This is a genomic window from Kaistella rhinocerotis, from assembly GCF_030243905.1.
Taxonomy (GTDB): domain Bacteria; phylum Bacteroidota; class Bacteroidia; order Flavobacteriales; family Weeksellaceae; genus Kaistella; species Kaistella rhinocerotis.
On sequence record NZ_JASSYY010000001.1, the window covers coordinates 634,531 to 650,152 of the forward strand.

Below are 15,622 nucleotides of genomic sequence, written 5' to 3' on the forward strand. Positions count from 1 at the left end.
TTTTTAACTGTTAGATGCTTTTTACATTCCAATCACCGGCATAGAAAGCATCAGGATATTTTCCTGGTCTTCCAGTCCGTCCACCGGCTCGATGATGCCCGGTCTGTTCGGCTGCGACATTTTCATCGTGATATCGTCGGAACTCAGTACAGAAAGCATTTCGGTAAGGAATTTAGAACTGAAACCGATGTTGATGTCTTCACCGTTGTAATCGCACGGAATCTGCATGTCTGCTTTGTTTGCGTACTCGGTATCTTCAGCGTGCAAATGTAAAATATTGCCCGAAAGCTTGAATCTCACCTGATTTGTCGATTTGTTTGACATGATCGAAGCACGGCGGATCGAGCTCAGCAACAGGCTTCTGTTGATTGTCAGTACATTCGGATTCTCTTTTGGGATTACCGCGGAGTAGTTCGGATATTTACCGTCAATCAGTCGGCAGATCCAGATATTGTTTCCGAATGTGAATTTGGCCATGTTTTCATTAAATTCAATCTTCACATCTTCGCTGGAGTTCGCAAGGATGTTTTTAAAGATTGAAAGCGGCTTTTTGGGCATGATGAACTCAATCGGTTCCGGATTTCCAAGGTCGCTTCTTTTGTAAACCACCAAACGGTGAGAATCAGTGGAAACGAAATTGGTTTCGTCTTCTTTAAACTGGAAGAGAACGCCCGTCATCACCGGTCTCAATGAATCGTTGCTTGTCGCAAAAAGCGTATTGGTAAGAGCTTCGCAAAGAACGCCGGCTGAGATTTGAACACTTTGGGAGGCATCAAATTCCGGAACTTCCGGATAATCTTCAGCATGATCCAGCGCCACGGCGAAGTTGTCTTTTTCATCCAGTATCTCCAGGATACTGCCATTGCCGTCTTCCGCATCTTTTACAGATAATGTCAAAGGCTGTTCGCCATAAGTCTTCACAAAATCCTGAAAGATCTTGGCAGGCACGGCGAATTTCCCCGTATCGTCTGAACGTACTTCAATGGAATTTATGAGCGTGGTTTCGCCATCGGAGGCCGTTATTTTAAGGTTGTTTTCGTCAATTTCAAAGAGGTAGTTTTCGAGAATCGGCCGTGACTGGGAACTGGAAATCACACCACTCACCGTATTCAGTGCTTTCTGTAACTCCCCACTTGCAACAATAAATTTCATTTGGATATATTTATTTTTTTAAGGTCAAATGAAACGTGGACGCTTCATTTTAGAAAAATATTTTGACAAATATAACGATTTGAAGCAAAAAACCGCAATAATCCTAAAATATAAAAACGGCCTTTACGCAAAAGTTATCAACACTAATCCGCGCCCGGGAAACCGTATTCCTTCTCGTCTGAACCGTCTATTGTAATATTCAGTGCGAGATACAGGAAATGCACATTTTTGTTTCCGGACAGTGCAAATTCACGCTGCCAAAGATAGCCGGACGCGATGCCGAAATGATCATCGATCTGATACCCGAAACCACCATAAACACGGTTCCGTGCGAACAGCGGCTCCTGCGTCGTCACGAAGAAGACTTCCTCATAAGCATTCGCGAAGATGGTTCCCTTTTCAACCTTGGCAGAATTCAGCGGCACAGTGAGATTGAGCCTGTAGCGCAAACGGATCCGGTCTGAAACTTCATCGGTCTGCGGCTCATAAAACCAACTTTTTTCTGCCCGCACACGGTTTTCGAACTTTACGCGGCCTGCTTTAAAATCTACCACATCCTGAAGCCAGACACGGAATTCTTCCTTATCAAGCTTCCGGTCTGCGTAAGTCGCATAGCGTCCGATACCGATGAATGGCTTATGATTGGGCGTAAGTTTGTAGCCAAGCCCACCCTTGATCTCGTAATAATCGGGGTATGAGAAATCTTCGATTCCGCGCAACTGACCTTCCGCAAAAAGATAGAATTTCGGATGGAAATTATACGTGACAGAAACGCTATTGAAACTCGAAATATGTTCCTGAGCGCTTAATTTGCCGAAGAAAAGCGCAAACGCGAGAAATAACAGGCATTTTTTCATCGGGCAAAAATAGCACTTTTTGGTTTACCCAAAAAAAGTGTAACCTTTTCAGATTACACTTTTGCGTTTTAAGAAATTAGACATAAAACTACTTATCTTTTTCTCATCAAATGTGTAAGCAGATCATTAAAAAATTTTTTCATGATTGTTACAGATTTGTACTGCAAATATCTTAAAATTTTCCGGATTGAGCAATGCCGCCTTTTAAAATGAATTCGGTGGAAAAAGCGTAATTTTGTGGGTTCCAATTTTACACATGATTACTACAGAAATAGATATAAAAAAAGAGATTTTCGTTAAAAATGCACATCTCAACAACCTGAAAAACATTGATGTTCTGATTCCGAAGAATAAACTTGTGGTAATCACGGGTGTTTCCGGAAGCGGCAAATCTTCACTGGCATTTGACACGATTTATGCGGAAGGACAGCGCCGCTATGTGGAGAGTTTGAGCTCTTACGCAAGGCAGTTTTTGGGAAAGCTCGAAAAACCGAAAATTGATGATATCAAAGGGCTTGCACCTTCTATCGCGATACAGCAAAAGGTGATTTCATCTAATCCGCGCTCCACCGTGGGTACGTCCACCGAAATCTATGATTACATAAAGCTGCTTTTCGCGCGCGTGGGCCGCACTTTTTCGCCTGATTCCGGACGGGAAGTAAAAAAAGATTCGGTGACGGATGTGATTGAGCACATCAAACAGAATGAAAACCAGGATTTCCTGCTCAGAAGTCCGCTTATATTTGAAACTGAAAAATTTCAGGATTTGCTGAACACGCTGAAGGTTTCCGGTTTCACGAAGCTTGAGGTAAACGGAAATGTCGCAGGAATAGAAGATCTGGAAAGTTTCGGTTTCGTGCCGGAAAAACACATGGAAATCTTCCTGGTCATCGACAGATTCCGGTATGAGGAAGATGAAAGTTTCCTGCAGCGGCTTGCAGATTCAATACAAATGGCATTTTACGAAGGTCATGGTTACTGTTCTTTAAAAAATACCGAGACCGCTGAGATCACCGAATTTTCAAATAAATTCGAACTCGACGGACATGAATTCATGGAACCGAATGTCCATTTTTTCAGTTTTAATAATCCTTATGGCGCATGTCCTGAATGTGAAGGTTACGGTAAAGTAATCGGCATTGATGAAGATTTGGTGGTTCCAAATAAGAACCTGTCGGTTTTTGAAGATGCGGTGGCAAGCTGGAAAGGTGAAAGCATGGGCGAATGGAAGAAATCTTTTATAAAAAAGGTCGGTACTTCATTTCCGGTGCACAAACCTTATTTCCAACTCACAAAAGAGCAGCGGAATTACCTTTGGAAAGGCGACGGAACGCGAAGTTTCCCGTCCATCAACAGTTTTTTCAAGATGGTCGAGGAAAACCTGTACAAGATCCAGTACCGCGTGATGCTTTCCAGATACCGGGGTAAGACACTGTGTCCGTCCTGCGAGGGTCTGCGTCTGCGCGAAGAAACCCAGTGGGTAAAGATCGATGGCCATAATATCCAGGAAATGATTGAGCTGCCGCTCGACGAATTACTGCCGCTGATCAATTCGCTGAAACTCAACGAACACGATGCTGAGATTGCAAAAAGGCTACTCTACGAAATCACCACGCGCCTCGATTTCCTGCTCAAAGTTGGGCTTGGATATCTTACTTTAAACCGAACTTCAAACACACTTTCCGGCGGTGAAAGCCAGCGGATCAATCTCGCGACATCACTCGGAAGTTCGCTTGTAGGCTCGATTTATATTTTGGATGAACCTTCAATAGGACTCCACTCCCGTGACACCGAAAACCTCATTGAAGTACTGAAAAACCTTCGCGACCTGGGCAATACGGTAATCGTGGTAGAACACGACGAAGATGTGATGCGCGCGGCAGATTACATCATCGACATCGGTCCGGAAGCCGGTTATCTGGGGGGCGAACTGGTTTTTGCGGGTAATTTTGAAGAATTGAAAGATTCCGAATCGCTTACCGCGCAATATCTTACCGGAAAATTACAGATCGAAGTTCCGGCCAAAAGGCGCAAAGCCAAAGAATTCATCGAAATAAAAGGTGCGCGGCAAAACAACCTTAAGAACATTGACGTCAACATTCCGCTTGAGAATCTGGTGGTGATTTCGGGTGTTTCGGGTTCCGGAAAATCGACTTTAATGAAGGAAATCCTGACGAACGAGATTCACATCCAGCTTGGAATGGGCGGTAAAAAAGGTGATTACGATTCGGTAGAATTTCCGAAAAAACTCGTCAGAAATATTGAACTGATCGATCAAAACCCCATCGGGAAATCATCGCGGTCAAATCCGGTAACTTATTTAAAAGCTTACGACGACATCCGCGACTTGTTTTCAAAGCAGAAACTCGCTAAAATTCAGAATTTAAAACCTAAACATTTCTCCTTCAACGTAGACGGCGGACGCTGCGATGAATGCAAGGGCGAAGGCGTGATCAACGTGTCCATGCAGTTTATGGCCGATATAGAACTCGAATGTGAAACCTGTAAAGGCACGCGTTTCAAGAGCGAAATCCTTGAGATAAAGTTTGATGAGAAAAACATCGCCGATATCCTGCACATGACTGTGGATGAGGCACTTGAATTCTTTAAAGACAACAACGAACAGAAAATCGTGACCAAACTGAAACCTTTGCAGGAAGTCGGCCTTGGTTATCTACAACTTGGCCAAAGCTCCTCTACCCTGTCCGGTGGTGAAGCGCAGCGGATCAAACTCGCGTCGTTCCTGGTGAAAGGTGTCACGACGGATAAGACACTGTTTATTTTCGATGAACCTTCTACCGGCCTGCATTTCCACGATATCAATAAGTTGCTGACCTCACTGCAGGCACTTATCGAACTCGGGCATTCGGTGATCGTCATCGAACATCAGCCGGATATCATCAAGTCTGCAGATTACATCATCGACATTGGTCCGGAAGCCGGAAAATATGGCGGTGAAGTGGTGTTCCAAGGAACGCCGGAAGAACTGATAAAAAATAAAAAGTCCCACACCGCACGATTTTTGGTTGAGAAGCTTACCTAAATTAGAAGTTATCCACAAAAAATGGTTAGTAACTTGTGAATTTTAATATTTCGTTCATCTTTCGGAATATTTTAAACAGTACATTTACAGTAAGAAAGGACAAGTTTTAAGATATATTCTGAAATTTGAAATTTTTGAAATCTAAAAAACAGAAGCGATGTCGGCTTCACTGTTCGTGGTTGTATAACTAAACAAATGAGATGAAATTATCTGTCAATCCCACGTCTGAAGCGTGGGATTTTCTTTATTTGTGGAAGGATTTTGTAGCCCCAACAGGAATCGAACCTGTATCTAAAGTTTAGGAAACTTTTGTTCTATCCTTTGAACTATGGGGCCGGGAATACAAATTTACAAAGAAAAATTCCGCTACAGTCTGCAGCGGAATTAATTTGTTGATTCAGTATCAACGGGTATTCTTACCGTCAACTACGATTCTTTCAGCGCGGTTCGCCAGTTCCCACGCGGTGGCAAACACGAGTTGCGTACGTTTTTGGAGTGCGACGTAATCGATCTTGTCTGGATCGTCGCCCGGCTTGTGATAATCGGCGTGGATACCATCAAAGAAAAAAGCAGCCGGCACGTTGTGCTTTGCAAAATTATAATGATCAGACCGGTAATAAAGCCTTTGCGGATCTGCAGGATCGTCATATTTATAATTCAGTTCAAGCTTTACGGTCTTGTTGTTTGCTTCTACGTTGATTTTCTTCAGTTCGGAGCTCAGCATTTCTGAGCCGATTACATACACATAATTTTTACCACAGTTTTCAGGATCGCAACGTCCAATCATGTCAATATTCAGATTTGCAACCGTATTGGCCAACGGAAATACCGGATTTTGGGAATAATAATCAGAACCTATCAGTCCGTGCTCTTCACCGGTCACATGCAGGAATAGAATTGATCTTTTCGGGCCGTGACCGGCTTTTTTGGCGTTCTGAAAAGCTTCCGCGATTTCCATCAGGGCAACCGTTCCACTGCCGTCGTCATCCGCACCATTGTAAATCTGCCCGTCCCGTGTTCCGACGTGGTCGTAGTGCGCCGAGATCACGATGAGTTCCTCCGGCTTTTCGCTTCCCGGGATGTAAGCCAGAATATTTTCAGATTCCGGCAAATTGCCACCGCGCGTCTTGGCCTGCATAAAGGCTTGCGGAACCGTTTGATAATAAGATTTGAGCGGTGCGGGGAAACCTACACCCATCTCTTGATACTGACCAATCATGTAGCGGCCGGCTTTCTTTTGACCTTCGCTGCCGGTCTGGCGGCCTTCCATCTCATCGGAAGCTATGATATAAAGGTCCCGTTTTAGGTCGTCCTGGCTGATCGATTCGTACGCTTTGCGAAATGCACGGCCGTCATAGGAATAATTTGTGGTAGCACAACTTGTCAGCAATACCGCCGAAAGCAACGGCACAAAGATGTTTTTCATAAATTCTTAGTTAATTGGAAGGTTTAAAAATATAAAAAAATTCTAAAGTCTTTTCCATGCAGAATATAGTAAATTTGAGTATGATAAAACGGAAACATTCAGGTCAGGACATATCTATTTTCTCGGAAATGTCGGCATTGGCGGCAAAACATCAGGCGGTGAATCTTTCGCAGGGTTTTCCGGATTACGAGACCGATCCGCGACTGCGTAAACTGCTTGGCGAAGCTTCTGATCTGCATTACAACCAATATCCACCGATGAGCGGACTGCCTGTTCTGCGCGAAAATCTGCTTACATTTAACCGCCAGCGTGAAATTCCACTTCAGCTTGAGCTTGAAAACATCATGATTACGCCCGGCGCGAGCTATGCGATCTTCATGGCGCTGGCCACGGTACTCGAGCCCGGAGATGAAGTGATTGTGCTGGAACCTTCGTACGATTCTTATGTTCCGTCAATCGAGACCAATGGCGGTGTGCCTGTCTATGTTTCTTTGAAGGATGACTTCTCTGTTGATTTTGAGGCTTTAAAAAATGCAGTTAACGCTAAAACAAAGGCAATCATGGTCAATTCACCACACAATCCCTCAGGTTACGTGTGGACGCAATCCGACTGGAATCAGCTTGCCGAAATCACCACGCGAACCGGCATTTTCGTGATCTCCGACGAGGTCTATGATATCTTAACCTATGATGGTAACCCATTCTACAGCGCATTTCATCACCCGGACCTGTGCGAACGCTGCTTCAGCATATTTTCTTTTGGTAAAATGTTTCATGTGACGGGTTGGAAGGTGGGCTACGTGTTGGCATCAGCAGAATTACTGGCCGCGTTCGGGCGGGTCCATCAGTACGCCGCGTTTTGTGTAAATGCGCCTGCACAGTATGCGCTGGCAAAATATCTCGAGATTTTCGATGTAAAGGAAAACCGCAGAATGATGCAGCACAAACGCGATTTTTTCACCGAAAGTTTTGCCGGTCTGCCGTTCAGCTTTGATCAGAAAGCCGGCGCCGGCTATTTTCAGCTATTAAAATTAGAAGGTACAGAACTCAATGACCGCGAACTTGCATTTTGGCTCACCGAAAAAGCCGGAGTTGCAGCCGTTCCTCTTTCCGCTTTTTATAGAGACCGGCCGAAAACCGGACTCCTTCGCTTCTGTTTTGCGAAGAAAAAAGAAACCATTGAGCGGGCCGCACTCAATCTTAAAAAATTCTTCGGCAGCTAATTTCCGCTTCAATTGTTCCGGGCGTCGTCAGACAACTTACTGACAATCAAATTTAAATTGAAACAAACCGCTGTTTTTCTGCGGATCTCCGCTTTAGCACCGTTACGTTAAACAATGTTAATACAGCCATGCATGGCATTTTAATTGAATGTTCTGCACCATAACAAATCAAAAATATTAACATTAAAAATTTTAAAGTTATGGAAAACCAACAGTACAGACCAGAATTCAGAAACGATTATGTTTCACGCGTATTCAGATCAAGAGAAGAAGCTGATAATGCATACTCAGACCTTCACAGCAGAGGATACAGCAAAGACGATATCAACGTGATGATGTCTGATGATACACGCAACAGATATTTCACGGAAAATGATCACGACTCTGAATTGGGCGATAAAGTAGCAGAGAACGCAGCTACCGGCTCACTGATTGGTGGTGGTATCGGTGCCGTAGTAGGTGCTGTAGCAGCAATCGGTTCTAACGTACTTCTTCCGGGTCTTGGACTTGTAATTGCCGGTCCATTGGCTGCAGGTCTTGCGGGCGCAGGCGCAGGTGCCGCAACTGGCGGCTTGGTTGGCGCGCTTACCGGTGCAGGTGTACCTGAGGATGAAGCCAAAAGATATGAAAACGAAATCAAAGACGGTGGAATCTACATGGGTTACAAACCACGTAACGAAGAAGACGCCCGTTATTCATACGACAGATGGTATAACGACGATACCGAATCTAGACTTTAATCTGCACAGATCTAAAAGACAAAACCACCGACATTTCGGTGGTTTTTTGTGTGGCAATAGGGATGTGATCAAACTTTTTTGCGCTGAATCCATTATCTTAGCTAATAAATGCATTATGAAAAAAGTACTTATTATTCTTTGCGGCGCCCTGATTCTGGAATCCTGCGTAGTATCCACCGCCGCCAGTGTCGTGAAAGGTGCCGGAAAACTAGCCTATAAAACCGTGAAAGGAACCGTGAAAGGTATCGCGTGGACGGTGAGCAAAGCCAAAGGTAAGATCGATGAAGACCGTCTCGATGGTAAATGGAAAATCGTGGGGATTTACAACGGTTCATTCACCGAATTTGAAAAAGCTGAAAATCCGGAAACTTCATTTGAAAGCAATTGTGCAGAAGGTTTTGAACAAATCGAGTTTAAGGCAAAACGCAGTAAATTCAAACCGGTTCACTGCAGCAGTGAAAAAGAAGACTGGACGAAATATGACTTTAAGTTCGGTAAAAATCCGGCGAACGGTGAACGTGAAAACTATCTCGAGTATAATTCGCGCAATTATATTTCGGTCATCGACGTCAGCGGCAAAAACCTGACGCTTGAAGGAAACCTGATGATGTCGGGAACCCAGGTTTATCTTCTTGAAAAAGTGAGATAAGCCGAACGCTGCCTGCAACGTTTTAAATTCAAGTTCGAATCTGCGGCGAAGTTCGGAGCAATTTTTGTTTTTGATCATATTCATCCGGCGGAATTTTCTGCCGCAATCATCAAAAACCAACTTATGCACAGAACGATTGAAGCCTCCATTCCATCAACCGCTACTCCTGCTGTTACCAAAGCCTTACTCAACGACCAGAACGTCATCCATCTCAGCGTACATGAAAATTCATCGCTGAAACCCGCCGGCGACACCCTCGTCATTCATGTGCTCAACCGCGGCACAGATGACGTATTGAAAATGATTGGTGAACATACCGAAGGTCTCGAATTCTCAATTGCCACCGCCGAGGTCGCCAGCCTTACGCACCATTCGAAACAAAAAGAAATCAACCATGATGTGGATGAAGCCATTTGGGAAGAGATGGAAACCGGCTTGCGGCACAACGGACGTATGACCACGAATTATCTGATCCTGATGTTCATCGGAGGCGTAATTGCTTCGGTAGGCTTCATTTCGGAAATCCACGATCTTATCATCGCATTCGTGGCGGCTTCTATTATCGCGCCGGGTATGGAACCTTTAGCCAAAATTCCGCTCGGTATCGCGCTGAAAAAAACCGATGTACTTCTCACCGGGCTGAAAGCTACATTCTTTGGTTACTTCACACTTATCGCCGCTTCATTTCTTACGTTTATGGTACTCGTCAATTTCGGCCTGGCGAAAGAAGCCGATTTCACCCATAACGAAGCTACGGCGGGCATGCTGCATTTAAGGCTTAAAGACATTTTGCTTTCACTCGCAGCCGCCACAGCGAGTATCATCATGTATCTGTCTTACCGCACCAATGTAATCGCGGGACCGCTGATTGCGCTGATCATCGTTCCGGCTGCGGCCGCGATGGGCATTTCGCTCTACATCCAAAACTGGGATTTTCTGGCCAATTTCAGCAAAAGATTTATGCTCGATGTACTGACGATCGTGATTGTCGGCATTATCTGCATAGTGCTCAAACAGAAATTCGTTCACCAGCGTGAACCATTAAGGTAAACTGGATCCAATAAAACACAAAAGAGGAGACTACTTGTAGATCTCCTTTTCGTATGCCTTGAAGACAAGGTTTTTCAGACTGTTAAGAATGGTTTGGTGATTCCGGTCTTTTTCATTGTCTATTTTAATGACATTGTTATCCTTTGTAATCAGCCGCAAATTGGAAAGTGATACCACGAAACCTTCCTTCATGAAATCATAGCGTACGCGGCTTTTGATCTTTCCCGCCTCCACTGGCATTACGAGAAATAAATCAAGATGGTCGCTGCCTGAACTTATCGGCTCCACGGAAAAGCGGCCGGATGAAACCACATCGAGCAGAAACAGGTCGGTTTTGGCTTTCACCAGGGCGGCATCGTTGCGGGTGGTGTAATTGTATATTTCGCGCACCGGTTTCTGTTGTGCAAATGAAAGCATAGAAACTGTGATCAGTAGGCTTACTAATACTCTTTTCATTTTTTTAAAGGTTTAGCGCGATGAAGCAAAAAGCTTTCCACATTCCTACCTCAGGTTTAGCCACAACTAACACATTAAATGATTTTTAACAGTATTTAATATTTCGAACATTAAAATAATTAAAAACGCTTGCACGATTTGCAGAATTAAAGTATTTTCCGAATTAATATTTTAAAATTATTTCATGTCATTAACTTTCCTTCTTCTGCTCGTCATTGCCCTTGTAGTCATCATCGGCATCGTAACCAAAAAACTCGACATCCTCACCTATTCCACTGACCGAAACGGCAAACAGGTACCGAACGGTGTGCGCTGGAAACCACTCACTTTCATCTTTTTCGCGTGCATCGCAGCGCTGCTTCAGCCCATGAATTATGACGTGATCAGCGTGGGTCACAAAGGTTTGCTCATCAACTTACTGGGGGACAAACGTGGTGCGTCTGATACCGAAGAAGTTTCGGGTGTGGTGTTTTACAACAAATACACCCAAGAAATCCAGGAGATCCCGCTCGATCAGCGCCACATTGAATATCCGGAATCCATTATCGTGGCCAAAGGCGGTTTCCCCTGCCCGATCAAGCCTTCGTTCAACTATTCAGTGAAAGAATCCACCGCCGCGGATATGTTTACCAACCTGCGCTCCACCTATAAAAAGGGCGGACTCGAAGCTATTCAGGAAGGCTGGCTCAACAACGCCATCATCGGCGCGATCAACGATGTGGCGAACCGTCATTCGATTGATTACCTGTTCAATAACCGTGAAACCTATGAAGCCGAAATTCTGTCGGAAGTAAACAAACGCATCGGCAAATGGTTCCTCGTGTCGCAGTTAAAAACCAATATTCAGCCACCCAAAGCCATCCGCCAGTCGATTGAAGACAAGGCAACTGCCGATGCCGACGCCATTAAAGCGGAAGCTCAGGCGCGTGTGGCGCAGGCTGATGCACAAAGAAAAATTCAGCTTGCGAAAGGAGATTCAGCTTCAATCGTGATCCGGGCGCAGGCCGATGCCAAGGCGATCAGCCTGAAACAGCAGGAAATCACCCCTACTTATGTGGAATACCAGCGCGTGCTGAAATGGGACGGTGTAATGCCCGCGACGATGCTGGGAAGCGGGAGCGGGACGCTGTTGAATTTGGGGAAGTAAGACACAGGAAAGGATTCGTAGAGTATGGATACAAATATTGATATGATACAATAAAGTGAAATGTATTTAGCCAAAATAAAAGTCGAAAATTATAAAGGAATTGAACTCATTGAAACAGAGTTTGATCCTAAATTAAATATTATTATCGGAGAAAATGGATGCGGCAAATCTGCGATAATTGATGCAATCAGACTACTATATAACATTGGAGAGCCGATAAGAGAAATATCAGTATCGTTTGATGATTTTCATCAAAAAATAATTGACAATGCTGGAATTAAAGCCATTCAAAAATCCACTCTTGTAACCATAACATATATTTTCAAAGGATTATCAACACCGCAAAAAGGTGCTTTCTATGAATATATGGTGATTGACCCAAATAAGATTGAAGAAGATTATGCTAAAATTTCTATTTCTTACGAGGACAAAGATGATGGAAAATATCCCTATTTTTCTTATAACACTGGAAATATAGATGGTCAAAAAGCTGACTATAAAACCTTTGAATTGTTTCAACATTATTACTTAGGTGCATTAAGAGATAGTACAAAAGATCTATTAAGTACTAGAAACAATATTCTTGGAAAAGTAATTAGAAGATTTGTAAAAAGAGAAGGTTCAGAAGCAGATATTGAACAAATTATAAAAGATGCAAATACACAATTACTTGGTCGTGATGAAGTGAAAAATACAAGAGATGGTGTAAATACAAATCTTGAAAATATTTTTAAAAAAGTCATAGATAATAAAGTCGGACTTCGAATAGAGGAAGCAAGAACTGAATATATTGTAAATGTTATAAAACCTTATCTTCCGCACAATAGAATTACTCTAATTGATGAGGGATTTCATCTATGGCAAAATAGCTTGGGATTAAATAACCTAATATACATAGCAGTTGTTCTCGGTGATATTAAGGAACAAATTAAAGATAATGGACTTCCACATTTTGCATTACTAATAGAAGAACCTGAATCACATCTTCACCCGCAATTACAACTCAGCTTATATAACTTCCTTAATAATGCTAATGCAACAGAAAATAGCCAATTATTCATAACTACACATTCTCCTACTCTAACTTCAAAAGTCCCTCTTAAGAATTTGATTTTGATAGATTGTGGGAAAGCGACAAAACTTGATAAACAATTTCAAAATAGAGAATCAGAAAAAATAATTGAGGATACTACTAAAATTAAAGAATTATTGGATGTTGATTTTGAAAATAGGATGAAGAAACTTCAGAGATATATTGATGTTACAAAATCTCAACTTCTATTTGCTAAATCAATTTTATTTATTGAGGGGATTTCTGAAGAGCTACTTGTCTCATCTTTTACACATTTGGAAGATTATAAACTAGAAGACTATAGAACTGAAATTGTAAATGTTAGCGGAACATCATTTTATCCTTTTTTATATCTGTTTAACAATTCTAATCCTATAGAAAGAATAAACAAACCCATTTCAGTAATTACCGATGATGACAGATTTACGGATTCAAAAAAATCAGAATACAGCTTTGAAAAATTAATAGCTGATAACTCAGTTCTTGATACTTTAGATGATTCTATACAAAAAGGTAATGCCGTTTCTAGAATCAAAAATTTACACTCGGTCAAAAATAATGCAGATAATATCAAAATATTTGCATCATTTAAAACGCTCGAATACGAAATAGCATTACACAATATAAATAGAGATAGAAAACACTTTAAAGAAAATTTTTTAGTAAAATATATTGGTTTAATTGACAACGATAAAATAAACAAGATTGTCGCTTATATGTTAACATTTCCAAATGACCTGTTGACAAATGAAGAAATAAGAAAAATAGCAATTCTATTATGGAAAAGTTTTCCAACCAAAGCAGAGTTTGCTCAAGATTTTTCAATTCACTTGCTCGAAAACGTAGATGAAGCTAAAATATCGTTTAAAGTCCCAGTATATTTATTAAATGCACTTAACCACTTAAAAAATGGATTATAATGTATTTTGAAAATGAAGAAAGGCTTGCTTATTTAAATGCAAGAGGTAAGGTAATTTTGAACGCTTGCCCTGGTAGTGGAAAAACAACAACGATTGCTAAAAAAATTATAGAATTAGAGAACTTGAAAGAAATTGGAGGTCATTCAGGTGTAGCTTGTTTATCTTTCACAAATTCTGCTAAGGATGAAATTAATGAAGCATACAAAAAATTGAGTGGTAAAACATTACAATTTCCAAACCACGTTTCAACAATTGATAGTTTTATAAATAAGTTCATAACGCTGCCTTTTTATAATTTACTAAATCGTGATTTTAACCGACCAAATATACTTGAAAATACAACGATCTTAGATAATATGTGGAAGATTACATATATCAAGAACGGTAAAACACTAGAAGGTCTGTTAAGACCTTTAAATAATAAAGAATACAAAGCAAAGAATAATAGAAGTATATTTTATCTTTATCCCCCAAGTGAAGTAAGAATTGAGCCAAACGGCACATATTCAATAAAAGGGAATCAGCCATCTGTTAAGAAAGTAGATAGAGAAAATTTTAATAAATATTGTCAACTCATTAAAAACAGACAATTTACAAAAGGACTCATATCAACTAATGATTCAGCATTCATAGCCTTACACTTATTACGAAATAATCCTAAAATTAGTGAATGGCTTAGTGTAAGGTTTCCTTTTATTATTATAGATGAAGCTCAAGATAATTCAATAATGCAGCACACTATTTTTGAGGAGCTCATAAAACAAGGACTAAACAATATTGAGTTAATTGGAGACCCTTATCAGAGTTTATATGAATGGAGAGATGCAAAACCTACTGAATTTTTGAGAAAGTACGATGAAGATGAAACTTGGCAATCTTTTGATTTAACAGATAATAGACGCTCACCACAAACAATCGTAGATGTTTTTTCAAAAGTAAGGAGACAAAACGATTCGAAGATTAATAGTGTAGATTGTCCACAATTGGATGAATCCATCCTAATTTATAAATATAGTTCTAATAATCACCAATCAATAATTAAACATTATGATGATATTTGTATAAAAAGCAAATACAAAAATAGATGTATTGTAGTAAGAGGTAATTCAATAAAAGATGGCCTTTTAGGAAATAAAGCAGAACAAAGACCTTGGGGAAATGAATTGCCAAAAAGGATTATATATGCTAAAAATCTTTATCTAAGTGGTGACATAAAAAACTCAATTAAAGAAATGCGAACAATATGTATTCCTTTAATTCATTCTGACATTTCAGATTATCATAAGTTGAAGGAAATCGAAAAGAATAAAAGTTTAGACCCGAATTTTAATTCTTTAATGATAACTATTTTAGATGAATTACCTGAGTTTACAATGACTATTCGTAATTGGACAACTAATGCACAACTTTTTATTAAAAACAAACTAAATTTAGATTATGATGTGGATTTTAAATTAAAAAGTAGAAAGTCTCCATTTCTAGAGAAAGCTACTCTAGATGAAAATGTTGAAAAACATTTTAGAAAATCGTATTCAACATTCAATACTCCAATAACAACAATTCATCAAGTAAAAGGACAGACTTTAGATTCTATATTGGTTTTTTTTGATCAAAATAATCGCAAAGACAACATGAATTTTGAAAATATTGCAAATACGGAAAATACGTTTCCTGATGAAATTAAAAGATTAATTTATGTAGCTCTATCTAGACCAAAGTATTTATTGGCAATGGCGTTCCCCATTTCAGTATCAGATGAAAAACTTCTAGCAAAATTTGGAAATAAGATAAGGATAATATCAGACCTCGAGTTACTATGATTCTCCGCTGCGCCAACTCTGACTTCGTCTAATCTTCGATTTCCTGACTTTGCGCTAACCTATATAA

12 protein-coding genes and 1 tRNA gene are annotated in these 15,622 nt (G+C 40.9%); 8 read left to right on the forward strand and 5 right to left on the reverse strand.

The genetic code is table 11. The features are described 5' to 3' along the window. Window positions 1-21: 21 nt before the first annotated feature. Both dnaN and QEP06_RS02885 read right to left on the reverse strand, forming a co-directional pair. Window positions 22-1,152: a DNA polymerase III subunit beta gene (gene dnaN, locus QEP06_RS02880; protein ID WP_251833152.1), complete on the reverse strand. Its 1,131-nt coding sequence runs from the start codon at window positions 1,150-1,152 to the stop codon at window positions 22-24. 143 nt (window positions 1,153-1,295) lie between these two features. Further along, the gene (locus QEP06_RS02885; RefSeq protein ID WP_285268991.1) at window positions 1,296-2,009 is read right to left on the reverse strand and encodes a DUF2490 domain-containing protein; all 714 of its coding nucleotides are present in this window, start codon (window positions 2,007-2,009) and stop codon (window positions 1,296-1,298) included. Between the two features lie 256 nt (window positions 2,010-2,265). Here QEP06_RS02885 and uvrA point away from each other — a divergent pair, with 256 nt between their 5' ends. Continuing rightward, on the forward strand, window positions 2,266-5,052 hold the full coding sequence (gene uvrA, locus QEP06_RS02890) for an excinuclease ABC subunit UvrA (protein ID WP_285268992.1): 2,787 nt from the start codon (window positions 2,266-2,268) through the stop codon (window positions 5,050-5,052). Window positions 5,053-5,316: 264 nt separating this feature from the next. Here uvrA and QEP06_RS02895 read toward each other — a convergent pair. Both QEP06_RS02895 and QEP06_RS02900 read right to left on the reverse strand, forming a co-directional pair. Beyond that, window positions 5,317-5,388, reverse strand: a tRNA-Arg gene (locus QEP06_RS02895). 67 nt (window positions 5,389-5,455) lie between these two features. Next, window positions 5,456-6,478, reverse strand: coding sequence for a M28 family metallopeptidase (locus tag QEP06_RS02900; protein ID WP_285268993.1), 1,023 nt, complete (start codon window positions 6,476-6,478; stop codon window positions 5,456-5,458). Between the two features lie 80 nt (window positions 6,479-6,558). On the opposite strand from QEP06_RS02900, the gene QEP06_RS02905 reads away from it, so the two are divergent. The 4 genes from QEP06_RS02905 to QEP06_RS02920 all read left to right on the forward strand — a co-directional run bounded on the left by QEP06_RS02905 (window position 6,559) and on the right by QEP06_RS02920 (window position 10,140). After that, window positions 6,559-7,701, forward strand: coding sequence for an aminotransferase class I/II-fold pyridoxal phosphate-dependent enzyme (locus tag QEP06_RS02905; RefSeq protein ID WP_285268994.1), 1,143 nt, complete (start codon window positions 6,559-6,561; stop codon window positions 7,699-7,701). Window positions 7,702-7,901: 200 nt separating this feature from the next. Continuing rightward, window positions 7,902-8,441: a hypothetical protein gene (locus tag QEP06_RS02910; protein ID WP_285268995.1), complete on the forward strand. Its 540-nt coding sequence runs from the start codon at window positions 7,902-7,904 to the stop codon at window positions 8,439-8,441. 115 nt (window positions 8,442-8,556) lie between these two features. Further along, a complete protein-coding gene (locus QEP06_RS02915) occupies window positions 8,557-9,090 on the forward strand; it encodes a hypothetical protein (protein WP_285268996.1) in 534 nt (177 codons plus the stop codon). 123 nt (window positions 9,091-9,213) lie between these two features. Next, on the forward strand, window positions 9,214-10,140 hold the full coding sequence (locus QEP06_RS02920) for a DUF389 domain-containing protein (protein WP_285268997.1): 927 nt from the start codon (window positions 9,214-9,216) through the stop codon (window positions 10,138-10,140). Window positions 10,141-10,170: 30 nt separating this feature from the next. Here the strand turns inward: QEP06_RS02920 and QEP06_RS02925 are convergent, their stop codons facing one another. Next, window positions 10,171-10,596, reverse strand: coding sequence for a hypothetical protein (locus QEP06_RS02925; protein WP_285268998.1), 426 nt, complete (start codon window positions 10,594-10,596; stop codon window positions 10,171-10,173). Window positions 10,597-10,780: 184 nt separating this feature from the next. On the opposite strand from QEP06_RS02925, the gene QEP06_RS02930 reads away from it, so the two are divergent. From QEP06_RS02930 to QEP06_RS02940, 3 genes are read left to right on the forward strand one after another with little or no spacing between them, the layout of a single operon-like run. Next, window positions 10,781-11,743 carry an SPFH domain-containing protein gene (locus tag QEP06_RS02930; RefSeq protein ID WP_285268999.1) on the forward strand — a complete coding sequence of 321 codons (963 nt, stop codon included), beginning with the start codon at window positions 10,781-10,783 and terminating at the stop codon, window positions 11,741-11,743. Window positions 11,744-11,803: 60 nt separating this feature from the next. Beyond that, entirely contained in the window at window positions 11,804-13,735 is a 1,932-nt protein-coding gene (locus QEP06_RS02935) for an ATP-dependent nuclease (protein WP_285269000.1), read from the forward strand. Then, on the forward strand, window positions 13,735-15,555 hold the full coding sequence (locus QEP06_RS02940; protein ID WP_285269001.1) for an ATP-dependent helicase: 1,821 nt from the start codon (window positions 13,735-13,737) through the stop codon (window positions 15,553-15,555). Before QEP06_RS02935 ends, QEP06_RS02940 begins: the two co-directional genes overlap by 1 nt. Window positions 15,556-15,622: the final 67 nt, after the last annotated feature.